Raw genomic sequence first — 20,205 nt, forward strand, 5'->3', positions numbered from 1 at the left:
CCCATGACCGATTTTGCTTCACTTCTGCAGCAGGGTAATGCCTGGCTGTTTGTTCCCAGCGCCATCCTGCTTGGCGCGCTGCATGGCCTGGAACCGGGCCACTCAAAGACCATGATGGCCGCCTTTATCGTGGCTATCCGCGGTACGCTGAAACAGGCGGTCCTGCTCGGCCTGGCGGCCACGTTTTCCCATACGGCAGTGGTCTGGATCATCGCTATGGCGGGTTTATGGTTTGGGCGGGGATGGGATGCGCATACGTCTGAACCCTGGTTCCAGCTGATCTCAGGGGTATTGATCGTTGCGATCGCCCTGTGGATGGCGTGGCGAACCTGGAAAGAGAGCCAGCCACACGATCATCATCACGACCATGATCATCACCACCACCATGATCATGACCATCATCATGAACATCACCACCACGAACACCCGCTGGTTGAAGAGGAGTGGCAGGATGCTCACCAGCGCGCGCACGCGCAGGATATCAACCGCCGCTTTAGCGGACAAAACGTCACCACCGGACAGATCGTCATGTTTGGCCTGACCGGCGGGCTTATCCCCTGCCCGGCGTCCATTACCGTTCTGCTGATCTGCCTGCAGCTGAAGCATTTCGCCCTCGGCGCGACGCTGGTGTTCAGCTTCAGTATTGGGCTGGCGTTAACCCTGGTGGCTTCCGGTGCGATTGCCGCCTTAAGCCTCAAGCACGCGACAAAACGCTGGCCCGGGTTTAACGAGCTTTCCCGTAAAGCGCCGTGGATTTCCGCTGCGCTGATTACCGTGGTAGGAATTTATATGAGCCTGCACGGTCTGAGCGGCATTCTGGCGTAAGCCTGCGGCCACGCCCTGTGGCCGCATCTCAATGATCCGTTAAGGATTTTGCTGCCAGCTAAAGGTGTAGCGAAGCTGGCGTGTTTGCAGAATGAATTCCGGTGAAACGCTGGGGCTCCAGGAGTCGTCGCCGCCCACGCCCATATGGAAAGCATCGAGGTTGAGCCAGCACCCCGGCTCTTCCCGCAGCAGATGGTGATGGGTTGTCTCGCGCAGCTGCTGCTGGCTGTAGCGGCTCACCGAGAAATGGAACCGGCCATGTACCTGATGCGTTCCCAGCACCAGCTCCCGCGTATCACAGCGCAAACCATTTTCCGTCGGGAAGATATACGGCGTGTGCATCTCCGCCAGGGGTAATGTCCAGCGTCCCTGCTGTGCCGCCAGCGTTCTGTCCGGGTAGTTTTCATGCGGCCCCAGCCCCAGCCAGGACACGTTTTCCGGCGTTTCGGCGAGATGAACGCTCAGGCCAATACGTGCGGGTTCCGGGATATCGGACGCAATATCCACCTGAATATCGCCGTGCAGCCTCCCGTGGTCATCCACCCGCCAGACTTTACGGCTCAGGAACAGCGTTTTGCCATGATACTCCCCGACGTGAAGGGTATTGACCACGACTTCGCCCGCATGCTGCTCTGCCTCACAGTACAGAACGCGTGAGGTGAAATTGTACATGCCCGCCGCTTTCCAGCGTTCAACCCAGGCATTCGGATCGATCCTCGTCGCTTCACTCACGCCAATATCATTGTCCAGCGGCGCACGGCTGACGTTATCCGTCAGAGGTGACATCAGCGTTTCCACGCCATTTCGCCACCATTGGGTCAGGTTTCCGGATGCACGATCGAACTGCCAGCGCTGTTGACCATGCGCGATCGCCAGGATGCGGTCGTTTTGCGTCAAAACCGGCGGCTCGCCCGCAGAGGCTGGCGGTGCGACAAACAGCGGAGACGGAAGCGGCCACTGCTCCCACGCGCAGCGATGGTCAGCCGGTGACCACGGCGTTGCACGCGGCTGGCGCACTTCAACATTCAGCCAGACTTCCCCCGGTTCGGCTTTCAATTCCGGCAGAGCGATCTCCAGACGCTGAGCGCCTTCAGGGGCTATCGCCAGCATCACCTCGCCCGAAGCCAGTACCTTCCCATCCCGGGCAACCGTCCAGCTCAGCACTTCGTTATCGGTGTGGCGGAACAGGTAGCCGCTTTGCACCTCAATCACCAGCGGAGAGGTGCTGACCCGCGTAAAGGTGAAGAACTGCTGCGCGCGCTGCGCCTCGTACAGCGCCGGGTGCGGCGTGCGATCGGGGAAGACCAGCCCATTCAGGCAGAACTGTCGGTCGTTTGGCTTATCGCCAAAGTCCCCGCCGTATGCCCAGAACGAATTGCCCTCTTCATCTTGCTTCGTCAGAGCCTGATCGACCCAGTCCCAGACAAATCCCCCCTGCAGGCGAGGGTGGCTGCGAAACGCCTGCCAGTATTTCGCGAACCCGCCGAAGCTGTTCCCCATCGCGTGGGCGTATTCGCAGAGGATCAGCGGGCGTGTTTCATCCGGCATGCCGATCCATTTCTTGATTGACCATTTAGGCACCGCCGGGAAGGGTTGATCCTGATCGACCCGGGCATACATCGGACAGACAATATCAGTCGCCGCCGTGTTCGCGCCGCCACCTTCATACTGCACCGGACGCGTCGGATCCGTGGATTTCACCCAGCGGTACAGCGCGTCGTGATTTGCACCGTGGCCGGACTCATTGCCCAGCGACCAGATGATAATTGAGGGATGATTACGATCACGCTGCACCATGCGGGTCACGCGCTCGCTCATGGCGGGCAGCCAGCGCGGATCGTCAGCAAGGCGGCTCATCGGCACCATGCCATGGGTTTCGATATTGGCCTCGTCAACGACGTACAGCCCGTAGCGATCGCAAAGCCGGTACCACAGCGGATGGTTCGGGTAGTGCGAGCAGCGCACGGCGTTGAAGTTGTGCTGCTTCATGATCTCGATATCGCGACGCATCGTCGCTTCGTCCATCACCTGGCCGTTTTCCGGGTGATGCTCGTGCCGGTTAACCCCACGGATCAGCAGCGGTTTACCGTTGAGCTTCAGCAGGCCGTTGCTGATTTCAATCCGGCGGAAGCCGACATCGCAGGCCTCCGTCTCCAGCACGTTGCCCTGCGCATCCAAAAGCGCGATCGTCAGGCGATAGAGTTCCGGGGTTTCTGCACTCCATAACGCCGGGGCTGTAACCGGGATCGCCGCCGTTAACCGCTCGGCCCAGTTGCCGCGCTCGTCCACAATGGCAGAGCCTGGCCGTTGGGTAGTGCTGCCACAGCGTTCACCGTTGCGCCACAGCGTTATCGCCACGTCGCACTCCGCGTAGTCAGCGCCTGTCAACGCGACCTCAACTTTCAGCACCGCGCGGTCCAGCTCCGCATTCAGATCGGTGACCACATGATAATCCGCAATGTGCGTCTCCGGCTTATGCAGCAGGGAGACATCACGGAAAATGCCGCTCATGCGCCACATGTCCTGATCTTCCAGATAGCTGCCGTCGCACCAGCGCAAGACCATGACCGCCAGGCGGTTCTGCCCTGGGCGTAATGCCGCCGAGAGGTCAAACTCGGCGGGCAATCGACTGTCCTGGGAATAGCCTATCCACTGCCCGTTGCACCACAGATGGAACGCCGAGTTCACGCCATCAAAAATAATTCGGGTTTGCCCGCTCTGAAGCCAGGCGTCATCCACGTCGAATGTGAGCGAGTAACAACCTGTCGGGTTTTCCTGCGGTACAAAAGGCGGGTTAACGGGGATCGGATAGGTGACATTGGTATAGATGGGCGTATCGAACCCCTGCATCTGCCAGTTCGACGGCACGGGCATCGAGACGACATCAGCGCAATCTTCGGTGACCCATGCCTGAGGAACCCGCTCGGGAGCAGAAAAGTAGCTAAACCGCCAGATCCCGTTGAGGGAGCGCCTGCTGAGGGATCCAGCGTCATCCCTGGCGGAAGATTCATTACGCCAGCTGTGCAACGGCGCGTGTGCGGGCAGACGGTTCCACTGGGTAACGCCGGGGTTTTCCCAGTCCCGACGGGCCAGGATGTCGCTGAGGGTCAGCGAAGGTGTATGAGACATATCAACCTCTTTGCGAAGCGCTCACAATTTTGGTTAACATGCCCTGGCACTCTGCGACGGTAAAGCGTTCGATCGCAGGGTAGCGAGTCCGATCACAAAGTTTTATTTGCGGGCAAGCTGCTCGGCCAGAAGTGCCAGACTTCTGAGCTGCTGCGCCAGATCCTCGCGTTCGGCCTGCTGTGGCGCGCGGCGCGCGGTGGAATGCCGGGTAACCAGCGCCACCGGCAGCTGAACCTGCCAGCACGTCTCGCCTTCGGTGGGGGCCAGCAGCCACTCCACGCTGCGCTCGCCCGCCTCGCGAAATGCCTGGCGAATGGTCGTCAGCGGCGGGGAAAACCAGGCGCTGTCAGCCGTATCGTCGAACCCGACCACCGACATCTGACCTGGAATCGCGATCCCCTTTTCAGCACAGGCGCGCATCACTCCGAGCGCCATTTGATCGTTAGCCACAAGAATGGCATCCGGCAATGCGCTCCCCGACAGCAGCACATGTCCTTTCTCATAACCGCTGGCCGCGCTCCAGTCCCCGTAGACCACCGCAGCGGCGTCATGCCCCGCGCGGGCCAGAGCCGCTTTCCAACCTGCCAGACGCGCCCGAGCAGAGACCGAGCTTTCCGGCCCGCTCAGCAGGGCAATATGCTGATGCCCCAGCGAAAGCAGGTGCTCAACGCCCAGATGCGCCCCCTGCCCGGCGTTAAACACGAGGCTGTTTACCTGTGCTGAAGGCGAGACATCAAGGAACAGCACCGGAACCGGTGATGCCAGCGCCCTGAGCGCTTCAGCGTCAGGATCGTCGAGCGGCACATTCACCAGCAACGCCTCCACCCGCTGTGCCAGCAGCGCCTGAAGCGCGGCCTGACACTGCTGCGGCTGCTCCACCATAGAAATGAGGACGCTCGCCCCCTGTTCCGCCGCGCGGGATTTTACCGCCGACACAATTTGCGAAGGCGCATGCAGGGCCAGATCGGTGGTGATGAGTCCCAGCGTGCGGGTGCGTTTACCCGCCAGCTGCTGTGCCCGCAGGTTAGGCACGTAGTGCAGCTCCGCCATCGCCTGCTGCACCTTTTCCCGCGTGCGGGCAGAGACATGCTCCGCGTCGTTAATGACGCGAGAGACGGTCTGATAAGAAACCCCCGCAAGGAGGGCGACATCATAGAGAGTGATCGCTTTCATGCATTGTGGCATCGCGTGAGTTGTGGCCCATTATTGTGGCACAGCGACGCCGCTAAAACATGTGAGCGCTTCGCAAAATTAGACAACCCGCTCCGGCTGCGCGATTTCAGCAACGCGCGGCTTCTGGCGGAACCAGGGCAGACAGAGCTGGATAAGTGGGCCAATGGTCAGGGCATACACGACCGTTCCCACCCCAAACGTGCCGCCAAGCACGCACCCAATCAGCAGGACGGACACCTCAATGGAGGTACGCACGCTGCGAATGGACCACCCCAGACGGGCATGAATGCCGGTCATCAGGCCGTCGCGCGGGCCAGGCCCAAAACCGGCGCCAATGTACATGCTGGTCGCAATCGCGTTCATCACGATGCCCGACACCAGGAAAGCGATGCGAACAGGTAACGAATCCAGTTCCGGAATAAGCGCCATGCTGGCGTCCGCCGCCAGACCGATACAAATCACGTTGCTGATGGTGCCCAGGCCCGGCATCTGGCGCAGGGGGATCCACAGCAGCAGCACCGCAGCACCGGTTAAAATGATCACCGTCCCGATGGTCATCCCCAGCTGTATCCCCACCCCAAGGTGAAAAACATCCCAGGGATCGACACCCAAATCGGAACGAATAAACATCGCGGTGGACAGGCCATACAGTCCTAAACCGACATAGAGTTGTAGCAGACGACGTACCATTTTTATCTTCTCCAGTGAACCAGGCTTTCATCCTGACCTAAAATGGCACTATGATTAATGTCCAGTTTTCAAATAGTGGACTGCATATGTCGTCACGTCGCTTCGGAAGCCAGTCGCTGGTACGCCTTTTAGGCCACTGGCAGCAAACCTCATCCCGCACGCCGCTCTGGCGGCAGTTGGCCGATGCGCTGCGCCTGTTAATCCTTGATGGACGTCTGGCATTGAATACACGGCTACCGGGGGAGCGCGAGCTGGCCACGGCGCTGGACGTAAGCCGGACCACCATCAGCAGCGCCCTCGCCCATCTGCGCGAGGAGGGATATCTTGAGAGCCGCCACGGCAGCGGGTCACGCGTGATCCTCCCGGATACGCGCGCCGTTCCCACACTTTCCGCAGCGAGTGCCGCACTGGATCTCTCCACTGCCGCTCTCAATGCCGGGCCGGAGATCCACCAGGCGTATACCCATGCGCTCACGGCCATTACGCAGCACCTCTCGCTGACGGGCTACGATCAGCTAGGACTGCCAACGCTGCGGGAGGCCATCGCTGCGCGTTATACCGCGCGGGGCCTTCCCACCCGCGCGGACGAAGTGATGGTGGTCAATGGCGCCGTCAGCGGCTTCGCGCTGGTCCTGCGGATGATGACCGGGCCCGGGGATCGCGTCGTGGTCGATCACCCCACCTATCCGCTGGCGATTGCCGCCATTCAGGGCGCGCAGTGTCGGCCCGTGGGGGTGTCGCTGCCGGAAACGGGCTGGGATACGGATGGCTTCGCCGCCACGCTTGCCCAAACCGCGCCGCGCCTGGCGTATCTGATGCCTGATTTTCATAACCCCACCGGGCGCTGTATGGATATCGCGACGCGCAAGGCCATTACCGATATTGCTGCGCAAACCCGTACGGCGCTGGTGGTGGATGAAACGATGGTGGATCTCTGGTTTGACGCCCCACCTCCGCCTCCGCTGGCCTCCTTTAACCCGCAGGCCACCGTCATCACCTTAGGCTCCGCCGGAAAAAGTTTCTGGGGCGGGCTGCGTCTCGGCTGGATCCGCGCCTCCTCGCGCACGATCGCCACGCTTGCCCAGACGCGAGATACCCTCGATTTAGGTTCACCGCTGCTGGAACAGCTGGCGGCGCTGTGGCTCATCAACAACAGCGAGACGTTTCTACCCGCCCGCCGCAAAATGCTGGCGGAACGACGCAATCGATGCGGTGAACTGCTGCGTGAACATTTCCCGGACTGGACATTCCATGAAGCGGAAGGCGGGCTCTCTTACTGGATCGAGCTACCGGGCATGCTGGCGACACAGCTTGCCGCGCGGGCTGAGATTCTGGGGATTAATCTGGGAACCGGTACGCGGTTTGGCTTATCGGGCGCGTTTGACCGCTATTTGCGGATGCCCTTCTCGCTCGAACCAACAGAGCTTGAACAGGCGCTGCTGAGGATTAAACCGTTATGGCTCGCCCTGAATAAAAACGTGCCAGCCGTTAAACGCAGCGTGATTTAATAGCAAAAGTTTGAAGCCGATCATAAAAAATAAAAACTGCTGACTGTCACGGATACAGTCAGCAGTTTTCACCCATCCGGAATTAATGCTGAGCAGGAATAGGAAACCCTTTCAGTGAAATAACGAAGTTTTCACCGTCTTTCTTTATTTTTGCGCCAGTATCACACCAGTCAGACGCAATACGAAAGAACTCATCACTTCCGACATTCCAGCCAAGACGTACATGCTTCACGTAGCCTGAACGCAGCAGATCGCAGGCCTCTTTGTAGTCACTGGCAGTTGACAGTTGTTGTTTCATTTTCTCTTCTTCAGAAGTTTACGTAGAGCCTTGATTTCTTTAGGAGTAAATGGAGAAACACTCTCTTCTTCCGTATGCTGATTATCAATATCCTCTTCCGATACTCCCGCCTCTTCTACTGCTTCGAACGCCAGCAGCAGCAGTTTCTCTGTCGTCACGCTTAAGTTCTCGTTATTCACTTCCGCATAGTGGCGAAGCCTTTCTTTTAGCGCGTCATCAATCTTAACGTTTAATACCGCTGTAGCCATGTTTGTCACTTCCCTTCGGAATAAGTACTTTATTTAATACACGAAGTTAACAATGTTATCCAGATATATATTTTTTTGAGTTATGCCAGAAAATAAACGGCCAATGATAAAATGCCCGACTATTATTACAGGTTTATGACAATAATATTTCATCGCGATGAAATATATATTACACGATATAGGCATAATATTATTGTGGGATAGCAGTCAAAAGTGAGAGGTGAAAGCAGAAAGATTTTATGAGGGCGGAAATGGGTGGGGGCCCTGCCAGCTACATCCCGGCACACACGTCGTCTGCCCTGGCTGCTTCCTTCCGGACCTGACCTGGTGAACAGAGTAGCGTTGCGGGAGAACCAACAGAGCCCCCATTGAGAGCATTGATAACCAACGCGCTGGCGCATTATCCCTGTGCGAAGGCCCAATTGCAAGCCGCCAGGAACCGGATGCTGGTTTCTTGCGCAAACAGGGGCAGCAATCATGACGTTCTTCGTTTACCATGGCTCTCCAGAAACTCCCCACAGGTGAAGGTATGGACGAGCACGACTCCTTTCCACAGCGCGTATGGCAAATCGTGGCTTCAATCCCGGAGGGCTATGTTACCACCTATGGTGATGTCGCGCGCCTGGCCGGTTCCCCGCGCGCGGCGCGACAGGTTGGAGGCGTCCTGAAACGGCTGCCGGAAGGCAGTACGCTACCCTGGCATCGGGTGGTGAACCGTCATGGCGTCATCTCACTCACCGGGCCGGATCTCCAGCGTCAGCGTCAGGCGTTACTTTCAGAGGGGGTGCAGGTGTCAGGGTCGGGTCAGATCGATTTGCAGAAGTACCGGTGGGTGTATTAACCCCTCTCCCGAAGGAGAGGGGGATACCCATTACATCTGAGTGGGTGGGGTTGGCAGGGACGGCTGATTGGTCTGCGGGGCGATCGGCACTTCGGTCTGCTGCACAGGCACCAGGTTCAGGTCGATTTTGGTCCCACCGTTGTTAATCGCTTCCTGGACCGTATCGGTGATAAACACCAGCTTACCGTTGATGGTGACCGCTGCGCTCAGCAGAATACGGGCATTAGGCTGCACGTCCGACGGGTTATACGGCAACACGAAGCTAAACGGCGCCTGCTTGCCTTCAGTACGGACGGCACGCTGAGCCACGACTTTCGACGGCGCGTCGGCCAGGGAAGCATCAGACAGCGTCACCGTTAATACCGCATCCGGCGGCAACGCAACTTTCTGTTTAATCCAGATGGTACCGGAAACGTTAGGCTGCTGAATGGACTGCTGCGAAAGGGTATTAATCCCGTTCGGGTCAGCTGCTGGCACTGGCACCTGGGCGCTCTTACCGGCACAGGCGGACAACGCCACCGCAATCGCTACACCACTTAGCATAGGCACGAGTTTCATTGAAGTCTCCTTATCATCAATGCACCAGCGGGATCGATCCCATCCGATGTCGTTTCAATCACATAACGTAGTTAAGTGTGGCACAACTCACTGATTAATGCCTGAAATCATCCCGATATTCAGATTATTCTACCCATCGGACCACTTTCATTTCTGCGTTATACTCTGCCTATCTTTCGCTACGGCGTTTATTGAGGACAACTATGAGTCAGGCACTGAACAATCTGCTGACATTACTGAATCTGGAAAAAATTGAGGAAGGACTCTTTCGCGGACAGAGCGAAGATTTAGGCTTACGCCAGGTCTTCGGTGGGCAAGTCGTTGGACAAGCGCTGTACGCTGCAAAGGAGACTGTCCCGGCAGACCGTCTGGTGCATTCATTCCACAGCTACTTCTTACGCCCTGGCGATAGCGCGAAACCCATCGTGTATGACGTTGAAGTTCTGCGAGACGGTAACAGCTTCAGCGCGCGCCGCGTCGCGGCCATTCAGAACGGTAAGCCAATCTTTTACATGACCGCCTCCTTCCAGGCGCCAGAGCCGGGTTATGAGCATCAGAAAGTCATGCCCCCTGCCCCCTCGCCGGACGATCTCAAATCGGAGACGGATATCGCTCGCGCATTGGCGCATCTGCTGCCGCCGCAGGTCAAAGAGAAGTTTCTCTGCGATAAGCCGCTTGAGATCCGCCCCGTCGAATTCCACAACCCAATGAAGGGCCACACCGCCGAGCCAAAGCGTCAGGTGTGGATCCGTGCCAACGGCACCGTGCCGGAAGATTTCCGCGTCCATCAGTATCTGCTGGGCTATGCGTCTGACTTCAACTTCCTGCCGGTGGCGCTACAGCCTCACGGCGTCGGCTTCCTCGAAAAAGGGATGCAGGTCGCGACGATCGATCACTCGATGTGGTTCCACCGTCCCTTCAACATGAATGAGTGGCTGCTCTACAGCGTGGAGAGTACGTCGGCATCCAGCGCCCGCGGGTTTGTGCGTGGGGAGTTTTATACTCAGGACGGCGTGCTGGTCGCTTCAACGGTGCAGGAAGGGGTGATGCGTAACAGAGGTTGATGTAAAAAGCCCGGTGGTGCGACGCTTACGGGGCCTACGTTTTGTGCTGTTGTAGGCCGGGTAAGGCGAAGCCGCCACCCGGCAAGACACTCAGATCATGCGTTATACGCATTCTCGCCGTGGCTGTTCACATCCAGACCTTCGCGTTCCTGCTCTTCCGGTACGCGCAGACCGACCGTCATGTCCGCCAGCTTGTAGCCGATGAACGCGACAACCGCAGACCACACCACGGTGATAGCAATACTTTCCAGCTGCACCAGCACCTGATGAACCATGGTGACGCCTTCTGCATAGCCCACACCACCGAGCGATTTCGCCGCGAAGATACCGGTCATGATACAGCCGACAATCCCGCACACGCCGTGAACGCCAAATACATCGCAAGGGTCATCCACGCGCAGCAGACGTTTCAGTGCGGTCACGCCCCACAGACCCGCCAGACCGGACACCAGACCGACCAGCAGCGCGCCGCCGACACCGACATAACCACACGCAGGGGTGATACCAACCAGACCCGCAATCGCCCCCGAGCAGGCACCCAGCAGGGAAGGTTTACCGCGCACCGCCCACTCGCCAAATACCCAGGAGAGGATTGCACCCGCCGTGGCCACCACGGTGTTCACGAAGGCCAGCGCAGCAATTTCGTTCGCGGCACTGGCTGAGCCGGCGTTGAAGCCAAACCAGCCAAAGTAGAGGATCGCGGTACCGGTAAAGACCATCGGCAGGTTGTGCGGTTTGAACGCCTCTTTACCGAAGCCCACGCGTTTGCCAATCAGGTATGCGCCCACCAGACCCGCGACCGCGGCGTTGATGTGTACAACGGTACCGCCCGCGAAGTCCAGCGCACCGTGTGTCGCCAGCAGACCGCCACCCCAGACCATGTGCGCAATCGGCACATAGGAGAGCGTCAGCCAGACCACCACGAAGATCAGGACCGCAGAGAAACGAATACGCTCGGCGAGCGCGCCCACAATCAGCCCGACGGTAATGCAGGCGAAGGAGCCCTGGAACGCCACGTGAATATACTGATAGAAGCTGCCCATCAGCGCGGTCAGTTCAATGTTTTTCAGCATCACCCAGTCGAAGTTACCAAAGAACGCGTTGCCCGTGCCGAACGCCAGCGAGTAACCGTAAACCACCCACAGCACGCAGACCAGTGCGAACGTCACGGCAACCTGCGTCAGCATGGAGAGAACGTTTTTGCCACGGATCAGGCCGCCGTAGAACAGCGCAATGCCCGGAATGGACATGAACAGCACCAGCGCGGTGCTGATCATCATAAAGGCGTTATCGGCTTTGTCGGCCACCGCAGGGGCAGCAGCCATCGCCAGGCCCGGCAGCAGCGCCAGCGAACCCAGACCCGTTTTAAGTGTTGCTATCTTCATTTTCTCGATCCCTATCACTGTGTGCCAGGCGTTAATTACAGAGCCGCTTCGTCAGATTCGCCGGTACGGATGCGAATGACGCGCTGCAGTTCGGCAACGAAAATTTTGCCGTCGCCAATTTTGCCGGTGTAGGCCGCTTTGCTAATGACATCAATGACTTCATCAAGCTGATCGTCAGCAATCGCGACATCAATTTTTACTTTTGGCAGAAAGTTAACGCTGTATTCCGCCCCGCGATAAAGCTCGGCATGACCCTTCTGACGACCAAAGCCTTTCACTTCGGTGACAGTCAGTCCCTGAATACCCATTGAAGACAATGCTTCACGCACGTCTTCGAGTTTGAATGGTTTGATTACAACCGTAACCAGCTTCATAGATCCCCTCCAGTCAGAATTCGGTAATGGCCGCAGCTTACGCGGAAGGTATTGCAAGGGATGTGCCAGAAATGAAAACGGGAGGGAATCGCGGTGCGATGTGCGTTACACGCTCCTGATAAATGAACCGGTGAAAAAAAACGCACCATGCCGGTGCAGGGTGCGTTTCAGTTTTGCACCAACAGGAATGACTGTTAGCGCGGCGCCTCATTTTAGTGCATCAGGCGCTAAGCGACTCTTCATCACGCACGCTGGCGGCCAGCTCTTCACCCGCCAGCTGCAGCTGGTACATCTGCCAGTAGCGCCCTTTTGCTTCCAGCAGCTCGCGGTGCGTACCGCGCTCCACGGCCTGTCCGCGATGCAGCACCAGAATAGTGTCCGCGTCGACGATGGTGGAAAGACGGTGGGCAATCACCACCAGCGTCGTATGGTCGCGTACGGCGGCCAGCGCCTGCTGAATCGCCTGCTCGGTACCGGAATCTATGCTGGCCGTGGCTTCGTCAAGAATCAGCACCTGCGGCGTTTCAATCAGGACGCGCGCCAGCGCCAGGAGCTGTTTTTGCCCCACGGAGAGATTGTTGCCCTGCTCGCCCAGCTTCGTGTTGATCCCGTCGCTGAACCCGCGCGCCAGCTCTGCCAGCTGCACCGTTTCCAGTACTGCCCAAACCTGCTCCTCCGAATAGTCCCGTCCCAGGGTTACGTTGGCAAAGAAGGTATCGGCCAGTACGACCGGATCCTGCTGCACCATCGCAACGCCTTTACGTAACACCGTGTGGCTAAGAGACGCGAGCGGGCGTCCGTCGAGGCGGATTTCGCCTTGCGTGACCGGGTAGTAGCCCATCAACAGGCTGGCGAGCGTGCTTTTACCGCTGCCGGTATGACCCACCAGCGCGACGAAACCGCGCGACGGAACGTCAAGCGTGATGTCCTGCAACACCAGACGGTCTTCACGATAGGCAAACGAGACGTTATCAAAGGCGATAGTCCCGCTTTGCAGAGGTCGCTCATCATTGCCGTAGGCCTGACGCGGCCTGTCCATCAGCTCAAAGACGCGCTCACCGGCGACGACCGCCTGTTGCAGCATCGATTGCTGCGTAGTGAGCTCGATCAGCGGCTCGTTGAGGCGTCCCAGATAGCTAATAAAAGCGTACAGCACGCCCACCTCAATCGTACCGTTTGAGCTCAGGCCAAAGAGCATCAGCAGCCCACACAGCACCAGCGCTGAGAACAGGCTCAGCAGCGGTCGCAGCAGGAAACCATCCAGGCGCAGCGTCTGCATACGCGCCATATAGTGCGAACGGCTGGCTTCGCCCATGCGTTCGCCAAAGCGCGCCTGCTGGCGGAACTGCTGGATGACGCTCATGCCGTTAATCACTTCGTTGAAGCCATCGTTGATGTCGGCCAGATAGGCGCGAACCCGACGCACAATCGGCGTGCTGTAACGCTGATAAATCACCATGACGATCAGCACCGCCGGGAAGATGGTGATCGCCACCAGCGCCATGCGCCAGTCGAGGCTGAACATCGCCACCAGCATCGCGCCAATCAGCGCCGCGCTGCGTAATACCGTCGCGACCACGGTGACGTACAGATCGCGGATCACCTCGGTATCGTTGGTCACGCGCGAAATCACCTGCCCGACCGGCTGGATATCAAACTCGCTGAGCGGCTGGCGAAGCGCCGCGTCCATGACATCGGTACGCAACTGCTGAACAACGCCCACGGCGGCCCGGTTAAACAGCAGCGACTGAGCATAATGCAACCCTGCCGCCGTCAGCTGTAAGCCGACGTAGGCCACGCCTAACCCCGCCACCAGCCCGAGCGGTAGATAGCTTTTGGCGACCATGTTGTCGATAAAATAGCTGATGAGCAGCGGACCGCTCACCTCAGCAATTGCCGCAATCCAGAGCAAAAGCACGGCCACCGAGAGCGGTTTACGCCACGGTGAGCCGTAGGCCAGCAGACGTTTAAGCGTCGGCCACATCGTTTCGAGCTTACGCATTGGCGGCCTCCTCATCCTGCTCCGGCGCATCGTCCAGCGCCGCTTCAAGCTGTTGATAGCGGTACATATCGCGATACCAGCCCGGCTGCTCGGCCAGCGCGTCATGCTGCCCGCGCTGGGCAATATGGCCGTGCTGCAATACCAGAATTTCGCTGGCTTCGGTAAGCGCTGACAAACGGTGGGCACTGATGATTATCGTGCGTCCGTCACCCCACTGGCGCAGGTTATGCAGGATCTGATGCTCGGTACGGCCATCCACGGCGGAGAGCGCATCATCCAGGATCAGGATTTCCGCATTCAGCAGCAGCGCGCGGGCAATGGAGATACGCTGTTTTTGCCCGCCGGACAGCATGACGCCGCGTTCCCCGACTTCGGTGTCGTAGCCCTGCGGCAGGCGCAAAATGTCATCATGCACGCTGGCCAAACGTGCCACATGCTCGATCTCTTCCTGCGTTGCCGCCGGGCAACCAAGCGCGATGTTGTTCGCCACGGTGTCAGAAAAAAGAAACGGCGTCTGGCTGACAACCGCCAGGCGACCACGCCACTCATCCAGCAGCAGGCTGGTGAGCGGAATATCATGGAAGCGAATATCGCCCTGCGTGACGTCAAAGTGGCGCTGGAGCAGCGACAGCACGGTACTTTTACCGGATCCCGTCGGGCCACAGATGCCCAGCATCTGGCCAGGCTGCAGCGTAAAGCTGACGTTCTCCAGCACCGGATGCTCCGTATGCGGATAGACAAACTTGCGGATGTCGACATGCATGACGCCGCGCCCTTCCGGTACGGCTTCGCTACCGTCGATGACCACCGGCGCTTCGGCCAGCATGGCGCGAATGCGACTATAGGCGGCACTGCCGCGCTCCACAATGTTAAACATCCAGGCCAGCGCCAGCATCGGCCAGATCATCAGCCCCAGATACATGGCAAAGCTGGTCAATTGCCCCAGGGTGAGCGTGCCCTGTACCACCATCCAGCTGCCGCCGCCAATGGCCAGCAGGTTTGCCATGCCGATTGCGATATAGATCGTCGGGTCAAAGCGAGCATCAATACGCGCGACGCGCATGTTCTTCGCTCCCGTGTCCGCGGCATCGGCCGCAAACAGCGCTGATTGCCGGTCCTCCAGGCCAAACGCTTTGATCATGCGGATGCTGGTCATGCTCTCCTGGGTGCGATCGTTCAGCGACGAAAACGCCGCCTGCGCCAGCTTGAAGCGCTCGTGCAGCTGTTCACCATAGCGATTGATCGCCAGCGCCATGATCGGCATCGGCAGCAGGGCCAGCAGGGTCAATTGCCAGCTGATCTGCGTGGACATGACGATCAGCACCGCACAGCCCATCACCAGCGAGTCCACCAGCGTCAACACCCCTTCCCCGGCGGCAAAGACCACGCGGTCAACGTCGTTAGTGGCGCGCGCGATAAGATCCCCGGTGCGGTGGCGCAGATAGAATTCGGGATGCTGTCGGCTCAGCTGGTGATAAAAATCTTCGCGCAGCTCAACGGCCAGCTGATAGGACGCACCAAACAGCAGCACGCGCCAGACGTAGCGCAGCAGATAAACAATGACCGCCGTCAGCACCAGCGTGCCAACCCACATCAACACCCGTGCGGTGGTGTAATGCTGTTCGGTGACGCCATCCACGACGTAGCCCACCACTTTCGGCGGGATCAGCTGCAGGATGGCAATGATAATAAGCAGGGCGACTGCACCGAGGTAGCGTTGCCACTCCCGACGAAAGTACCAGCTTAATTGGGCAAATAATCGCACGCGGTTTGTTCCTGAAGGTATTTTACGAAGTTATTCAATAGGTAATGCTGTGGTGTATTTAATCTGTTCCATGGCGAAGCTTGAGGTGACGTCCGATAACCCCGGCACGCTGTTCACCAGCCGCTTGTAGAAGTCATCATAGCGCTTCATGTCGGCCACCTGGACGCGCATCAGGTAATCGTACTCGCCGGCCATGCGCCAGAAACCGAGCACTTCGGGCATCTCAGACACCTGGGTGACGAAGCGGCAATACCACTCGCTGCTGTGATGCTGGGTTTTTATCAGCACAAAAGCCGTCAACCCAAGCCCCAGTTTTTCAGGATCTAACAGCGCGACGCGCCCCAGAAGAATGCCGTCATCTTCCAGCTTCTTAAGACGCTTCCAGCACGGGGTGGTGGTCAGATTAACGGCATCTGCCAGCGCCTGCAAAGAGAGGGTACAGTCACTTTGCAGCAATGAAAGGAGCTTGCGGTCAATTTTATCTAGCATACCCACCTCACAGAGAAAATTTTTCTCCCTTCATTCTATTTTAAAGGCCAGATAGCAACAATTTTTTCTGTGCTTTTCGCTATGCTAGGCACAAAATGACAAACGGATAACGACGATGAATAGCACCTGGGTTAAACATGCGATCAGCGAAATCAATGCCGACTATCAGCGCTCGGCGGATACGCATCTGATTCGCCTTTCCCTGCCGGGATTTGACGGCATTCAGCTCTATCTGAAAGATGAAAGCACCCATCCTACCGGCAGCCTGAAGCATCGCCTGGCGCGCTCGCTGTTTTTATACGGTTTATGTAACGGCTGGATTAAAGAGGGTACCACCATTATTGAATCCTCTTCCGGTTCAACGGCGGTATCCGAAGCCTATTTCGCCCGCCTGCTGGGTCTGCCGTTTATCGCGGTGATGCCCTCCTGCACCGCAAAACGCAAAATCGAGCAGATCGAATTTTACGGCGGTCGCTGCCACTTTGTGGAAAGCGCCTGCGAAATCTACGCCGCCTCCGAAACGCTGGCCCGTGAGCTGAACGGCCACTATATGGACCAGTTCACCTTCGCCGAGCGCGCGACAGACTGGCGCGGGAATAACAACATTGCTGACAGTATCTTCCGCCAGATGACCCACGAACCGCATCCGGTTCCGTCCTACATTGTCATGAGCGCCGGTACCGGCGGCACGTCAGCCACGATCGGACGCTACATCCGCTGTCAGGGCTACGATACCCAGCTGATGGTGGTTGACCCGCAGAACTCCGTGTTCCTTGACTACTGGCAAAACCGCGATGCCGACCTGCGCAGCCCGGTAGGCAGCAAAATTGAAGGCATTGGCCGTCCGCGCGTCGAGCCCTCTTTCATCCCCGACGTGGTGGACGAGATGATGCGCGTGCCGGATGCCGCCAGCGTGGCCACTGCTCACTGGCTGGAGACGCAACTGGGCCGCAAAGTGGGTGCCTCGACGGGCACCAATATGTGGGGCGCGCTGCAGCTTGCCGAACGCATGCGCGAAGCGGGCCGCAGCGGTTCCATCGTCACGCTGCTGTGCGACAGCGGCGAGCGTTATCTCGAGACCTACTACAATGCGGAGTGGGTACAGGCCAACATCGGTGATATCGCCCCCTGGAAAGCGCAGATTGCGCAGCTGCTGAAATAAAAAAAAGCCAGACCGAAGTCTGGCTTGCTGGAAGGGTCTCACTATTCGGGGGAATAGGGGAGGTTGTTATTGTCCAGCCAATGCGTCAAAAAATGGGACACCGCTTCATTACGGCAGTGACCAATAACCGGCAGATGGGGAAGTTCTGCTTTCAGCTGCGCCATCGCATTCCCCATGATCAGACCGCGACCTACGCTACCCAGCATTTCGCGGTCGTTCATGGCGTCGCCGAACGCCATACACTCCTGCAGCGTTAATCCCAGGTGGTCGCTCAGCACCGCCAGAGCGGAACCTTTGTTACAGCCCACCGGCAGCACTTCCAGGCAATCCACCGCCGAGAAGGTCAGGTGTGCCCGGTCACCCAGCGCCTCATTCAGTTGAATCCGTAAGCGACAGAGATCGTCGTGATCGCCGCAGAAGCAGATCTTGGTCACCGCATGGGCGGGGATCCGACGCAGATCGATAAGCTGATATGTAAAACCGCTATACACATGCGCGTGCAATAATTCCGGGATGTCGCTTCCGGTAAACCAGCCCCGATCGTTGAAGACGTGGATGCTGGCCTGCGTGTCCCAGGTACTGTGCAGCACGATGTCCGCCACTTCCGGATTGAGATCCTGTCGGTGCAGCACATCACCTTCTACAGAATGAATTCGCGTCCCGTTGCCGGTGATCAGAAAGGCGTCGAGGGAAAACGCGCCCAGCAGGTGGCGCATCTCCAGCACATGGCGGCCAGTGGCAAACGTCAGGGTGACATTACGCTCGTGCAGACGCTTCAGCGTGTTCAGGGTTTTCTCCCCTAAACGGTGATCCGGCATTAACAGCGTACCGTCCATATCAAATGCAGCGAGCCGAGCCATGATTACTCCCGAAATGTGATGCGGTTAACTTGTGCAACAGTATCGTGTGAGATATACGGAAGTAATAGTGAAAAGATGATAATTATTGTTCCGGGTTTAGCATGCGCCAGCTCAATCGACTTAATCAGTATCACCGGCTCTGGCAGCCTTCCGAGGGTGCAACGCAACAGGTCACCATCAGCGAGCTGGCCGCCCGCTGTTTTTGCAGCGAGCGGCATGTCCGAACGCTGCTGCGTCAGGCACAGGAGGCGGGCTGGCTGAGCTGGCGAGCGCAGTCTGGCCGCGGTAAACGGGGTGAACTGACGTTCCATGTCGCGCCTGAATCTCTGCGCAATACCATGATGGAGGAGGCGCTGAGGCGGGGAGAACAGCACAACGTGCTTGAGCTGGCCCAGCTCGCCCCCGACGCATTGCGATCATTGCTGCATCCCTTTTTAGGCGGGCAGTGGCAAAACGATACGCCAACGCTGCGCATCCCCTATTACCGCTCGCTGGATCCGCTTCATCCGGGTTTCTTACCCGGTCGGGCGGAACAGCATCTGGCAGGACAGATCTTTTCCGGACTGACGCGCTTTCACGGCAACAGCAGTGAACCGACTGGCGACCTTGCCCATCACTGGGAGGTGTCGGCGGACGGTTTGCGCTGGCATTTTTATATTCGTTCCACCTTACACTGGCATAACGGCGATAAGGTCGAAACCGGACAGCTTCAGCAAAGCCTGAATGCGCTTTTTGCCTTACCCGCCCTGCGGAAACTGTTCCAGAGCGTCCTGCGCATTGACGTCACCCACCCTCAGTGTCTGACGTTCACGCTGCACCAGCCGGACTACTGGCTGGCACACCGCCTGGCCACCTACTGTAGCCGGCTTGCACATCCCGAACAGCCCATGACGGGCTGCGGCCCCTTCAGGCTAAGCGTATATGAGCCCGATCTTGTCCGTCTGGAAAGCCACGAGCAGTACCATCTCAGCCACCCGCTGCTTAAGGCTATCGAATATTGGATCACACCGACGCTGTTTGACTATGGGCTGGGTACCAGCTGTCGCCATCCGGTGCAGATCGCCATTGGCGAGCCGGATGAACTTGAAAGCCTGCGCCTGGTGACGAACAGTACCAGTCTTGGCTTTTGCTATCTCACCCTGAAGCAAAGCCCGCGGCTGAGTGAAATGCAGGCACGACGGCTCATCAACATCATTCATCTCTCATCGCTTCTGCATACGCTACCGCTTAACGAGGGGCTGATTACCCCAACAGAGGAATTACTGCCCGGATGGGCGATCCCTCAGTGGTCGGATCTGGCACATGTCCCCCTACCGGAGACCTTAACCCTGATTTACCATTTGCCGGTTGAGTTGCACACGATGGCGCGTCAGCTAAAACAGTACCTTGCACAGCAGGGCTGCGAGCTAACGGTTATCTTTCACGACGCAAAAACCTGGGACGGATGCCAGCAACTGGCGGATGCGGATCTCATGATGGGTGACAGGCTGATTGGCGAAGCGCCGGAATATACGCTTGAGCAGTGGTTACGCTGTGATGCCCTCTGGCCACACCTGCTGAGCGCGCCGCAATATGCTCATCTGCAGGCCACGCTGGATGCGGTACAGACTCAGTCCGATGAGCAGGCCAGACATGCCGGGCTCAGGGCCATTTTCTCCGGACTCATGGAAAAGGCGGTGATCACCCCACTGTTCAATTATCAATACCAGATCAGCGCCCCGCCGGGTGTCAACGGCATACGCCTCAACACTCGCGGCTGGTTTGACTTTACCGAAGCCTGGCTGCCCGCCCCCAAAGCGTGAAGAAGCTGGTCGCCGTCGTGGTCAGACGGTAA

Annotated in this window: 17 protein-coding genes, 1 other RNA gene and 1 pseudogene; 6 read left to right on the top strand and 13 right to left on the bottom strand. The window is 58.2% G+C overall.

All coding sequences use genetic code 11. The features are described from left to right. The first annotated feature begins 3 nt into the window (after positions 1-3). Positions 4-825 (top strand): nickel/cobalt efflux protein RcnA, encoded by an 822-nt coding sequence (locus BMW97_RS08985; RefSeq protein WP_045909761.1) that lies wholly within the window; start codon positions 4-6, stop codon positions 823-825. Positions 826-864: 39 nt separating this feature from the next. On the opposite strand, the gene BMW97_RS08990 is transcribed toward BMW97_RS08985, so the two are convergent. From BMW97_RS08990 to BMW97_RS09000, 3 genes are all read right to left on the bottom strand, one after another. Then, complete coding sequence (locus tag BMW97_RS08990; protein WP_045909762.1) at positions 865-3,954, bottom strand: beta-galactosidase; 3,090 nt, start codon at positions 3,952-3,954, stop codon at positions 865-867. A gap of 102 nt (positions 3,955-4,056) precedes the next feature. Next, positions 4,057-5,127, bottom strand: a complete 1,071-nt coding sequence (locus BMW97_RS08995) for a LacI family DNA-binding transcriptional regulator (RefSeq protein ID WP_045909763.1) — start codon at positions 5,125-5,127, stop codon at positions 4,057-4,059. A gap of 78 nt (positions 5,128-5,205) precedes the next feature. Beyond that, positions 5,206-5,817, bottom strand: coding sequence for a membrane protein YczE (locus BMW97_RS09000; RefSeq protein ID WP_032656565.1), 612 nt, complete (start codon positions 5,815-5,817; stop codon positions 5,206-5,208). An 86-nt stretch (positions 5,818-5,903) separates the two neighbouring features. Between BMW97_RS09000 and BMW97_RS09005 the strand changes: the two genes are divergently transcribed. Then, complete coding sequence (locus BMW97_RS09005) at positions 5,904-7,325, top strand: MocR-like transcription factor YczR (protein ID WP_045909764.1); 1,422 nt, start codon at positions 5,904-5,906, stop codon at positions 7,323-7,325. A gap of 82 nt (positions 7,326-7,407) precedes the next feature. Here the strand turns inward: BMW97_RS09005 and BMW97_RS09010 are convergent, their stop codons facing one another. From BMW97_RS09010 to ffs, 3 genes are all read right to left on the bottom strand, one after another. Then, positions 7,408-7,623, bottom strand: coding sequence for a hypothetical protein (locus BMW97_RS09010; protein ID WP_008503298.1), 216 nt, complete (start codon positions 7,621-7,623; stop codon positions 7,408-7,410). After that, positions 7,620-7,871 carry a hypothetical protein gene (locus BMW97_RS09015; protein ID WP_023310587.1) on the bottom strand — a complete coding sequence of 84 codons (252 nt, stop codon included), beginning with the start codon at positions 7,869-7,871 and terminating at the stop codon, positions 7,620-7,622. Before BMW97_RS09015 ends, BMW97_RS09010 begins: the two co-directional genes overlap by 4 nt. A 262-nt stretch (positions 7,872-8,133) precedes the next feature. Next, an RNA gene (ffs, locus tag BMW97_RS09020) (signal recognition particle sRNA small type) lies at positions 8,134-8,230 on the bottom strand. A gap of 84 nt (positions 8,231-8,314) precedes the next feature. Here ffs and BMW97_RS09025 point away from each other — a divergent pair. Then, a pseudogene (locus tag BMW97_RS09025) lies at positions 8,315-8,712 on the top strand (MGMT family protein). Positions 8,713-8,742: 30 nt separating this feature from the next. Here the strand turns inward: BMW97_RS09025 and BMW97_RS09030 are convergent. Then, positions 8,743-9,270, bottom strand: a complete 528-nt coding sequence (locus tag BMW97_RS09030; RefSeq protein ID WP_045909766.1) for a YbaY family lipoprotein — start codon at positions 9,268-9,270, stop codon at positions 8,743-8,745. Between the two features lie 203 nt (positions 9,271-9,473). On the opposite strand from BMW97_RS09030, the gene tesB reads away from it, so the two are divergent. Continuing rightward, positions 9,474-10,334: an acyl-CoA thioesterase II gene (tesB, locus tag BMW97_RS09035; RefSeq protein ID WP_023293157.1), complete on the top strand. Its 861-nt coding sequence runs from the start codon at positions 9,474-9,476 to the stop codon at positions 10,332-10,334. A 95-nt stretch (positions 10,335-10,429) separates the two neighbouring features. On the opposite strand, the gene amtB is transcribed toward tesB, so the two are convergent. The 5 genes from amtB to BMW97_RS09060 all read right to left on the bottom strand — a co-directional run bounded on the left by amtB (position 10,430) and on the right by BMW97_RS09060 (position 16,349). Then, positions 10,430-11,719, bottom strand: a complete 1,290-nt coding sequence (gene amtB / locus BMW97_RS09040) for an ammonium transporter AmtB (RefSeq protein WP_045909767.1) — start codon at positions 11,717-11,719, stop codon at positions 10,430-10,432. 35 nt (positions 11,720-11,754) lie between these two features. Next, a complete protein-coding gene (glnK, locus tag BMW97_RS09045) occupies positions 11,755-12,093 on the bottom strand; it encodes a P-II family nitrogen regulator (RefSeq protein WP_008503304.1) in 339 nt (112 codons plus the stop codon). 220 nt (positions 12,094-12,313) lie between these two features. Further along, positions 12,314-14,095: a SmdB family multidrug efflux ABC transporter permease/ATP-binding protein gene (locus tag BMW97_RS09050; RefSeq protein WP_045909768.1), complete on the bottom strand. Its 1,782-nt coding sequence runs from the start codon at positions 14,093-14,095 to the stop codon at positions 12,314-12,316. Next, complete coding sequence (locus BMW97_RS09055; protein WP_045909769.1) at positions 14,088-15,860, bottom strand: SmdA family multidrug ABC transporter permease/ATP-binding protein; 1,773 nt, start codon at positions 15,858-15,860, stop codon at positions 14,088-14,090. Before BMW97_RS09055 ends, BMW97_RS09050 begins: the two co-directional genes overlap by 8 nt. 30 nt (positions 15,861-15,890) lie before the next feature. Then, the gene (locus BMW97_RS09060) at positions 15,891-16,349 is read right to left on the bottom strand and encodes an Lrp/AsnC family transcriptional regulator (protein ID WP_008503307.1); all 459 of its coding nucleotides are present in this window, start codon (positions 16,347-16,349) and stop codon (positions 15,891-15,893) included. Positions 16,350-16,464: 115 nt separating this feature from the next. On the opposite strand from BMW97_RS09060, the gene BMW97_RS09065 reads away from it, so the two are divergent. Then, positions 16,465-17,511 (top strand): PLP-dependent cysteine synthase family protein, encoded by a 1,047-nt coding sequence (locus BMW97_RS09065; RefSeq protein WP_045909770.1) that lies wholly within the window; start codon positions 16,465-16,467, stop codon positions 17,509-17,511. 41 nt (positions 17,512-17,552) lie between these two features. Here BMW97_RS09065 and cof read toward each other — a convergent pair whose 3' ends face one another. Continuing rightward, a complete protein-coding gene (gene cof, locus BMW97_RS09070) occupies positions 17,553-18,371 on the bottom strand; it encodes an HMP-PP phosphatase (protein WP_045909771.1) in 819 nt (272 codons plus the stop codon). A 101-nt stretch (positions 18,372-18,472) separates the two neighbouring features. Here cof and BMW97_RS09075 point away from each other — a divergent pair, with 101 nt between their 5' ends. Then, positions 18,473-20,173, top strand: coding sequence for an SgrR family transcriptional regulator (locus BMW97_RS09075; RefSeq protein ID WP_045909772.1), 1,701 nt, complete (start codon positions 18,473-18,475; stop codon positions 20,171-20,173). Positions 20,174-20,205: the final 32 nt, after the last annotated feature.

This window comes from Enterobacter sp. NFIX58 (assembly GCF_900110475.1).
In the GTDB taxonomy this organism is placed as follows: Bacteria; Pseudomonadota; Gammaproteobacteria; order Enterobacterales; family Enterobacteriaceae; genus Enterobacter; species Enterobacter quasiroggenkampii.

Coding starts and splice junctions, on each gene's coding strand:
- tesB (WP_023293157.1), top strand. CDS start 9,474: ATGAGTCAGGCACTGAACAATCTGCTGACATTACTGAATCTGGAAAAA.
- BMW97_RS09005 (WP_045909764.1), top strand. CDS start 5,904: ATGTCGTCACGTCGCTTCGGAAGCCAGTCGCTGGTACGCCTTTTAGGC.
- BMW97_RS09060 (WP_008503307.1), bottom strand. CDS start 16,349: ATGCTAGATAAAATTGACCGCAAGCTCCTTTCATTGCTGCAAAGTGAC.
- amtB (WP_045909767.1), bottom strand. CDS start 11,719: ATGAAGATAGCAACACTTAAAACGGGTCTGGGTTCGCTGGCGCTGCTG.
- BMW97_RS09050 (WP_045909768.1), bottom strand. CDS start 14,095: ATGCGTAAGCTCGAAACGATGTGGCCGACGCTTAAACGTCTGCTGGCC.
- BMW97_RS09015 (WP_023310587.1), bottom strand. CDS start 7,871: ATGGCTACAGCGGTATTAAACGTTAAGATTGATGACGCGCTAAAAGAA.
- BMW97_RS09030 (WP_045909766.1), bottom strand. CDS start 9,270: ATGAAACTCGTGCCTATGCTAAGTGGTGTAGCGATTGCGGTGGCGTTG.
- BMW97_RS09075 (WP_045909772.1), top strand. CDS start 18,473: ATGCGCCAGCTCAATCGACTTAATCAGTATCACCGGCTCTGGCAGCCT.
- BMW97_RS09065 (WP_045909770.1), top strand. CDS start 16,465: ATGAATAGCACCTGGGTTAAACATGCGATCAGCGAAATCAATGCCGAC.
- BMW97_RS09010 (WP_008503298.1), bottom strand. CDS start 7,623: ATGAAACAACAACTGTCAACTGCCAGTGACTACAAAGAGGCCTGCGAT.
- BMW97_RS08995 (WP_045909763.1), bottom strand. CDS start 5,127: ATGAAAGCGATCACTCTCTATGATGTCGCCCTCCTTGCGGGGGTTTCT.
- BMW97_RS08990 (WP_045909762.1), bottom strand. CDS start 3,954: ATGTCTCATACACCTTCGCTGACCCTCAGCGACATCCTGGCCCGTCGG.
- BMW97_RS08985 (WP_045909761.1), top strand. CDS start 4: ATGACCGATTTTGCTTCACTTCTGCAGCAGGGTAATGCCTGGCTGTTT.
- glnK (WP_008503304.1), bottom strand. CDS start 12,093: ATGAAGCTGGTTACGGTTGTAATCAAACCATTCAAACTCGAAGACGTG.
- BMW97_RS09000 (WP_032656565.1), bottom strand. CDS start 5,817: ATGGTACGTCGTCTGCTACAACTCTATGTCGGTTTAGGACTGTATGGC.
- cof (WP_045909771.1), bottom strand. CDS start 18,371: ATGGCTCGGCTCGCTGCATTTGATATGGACGGTACGCTGTTAATGCCG.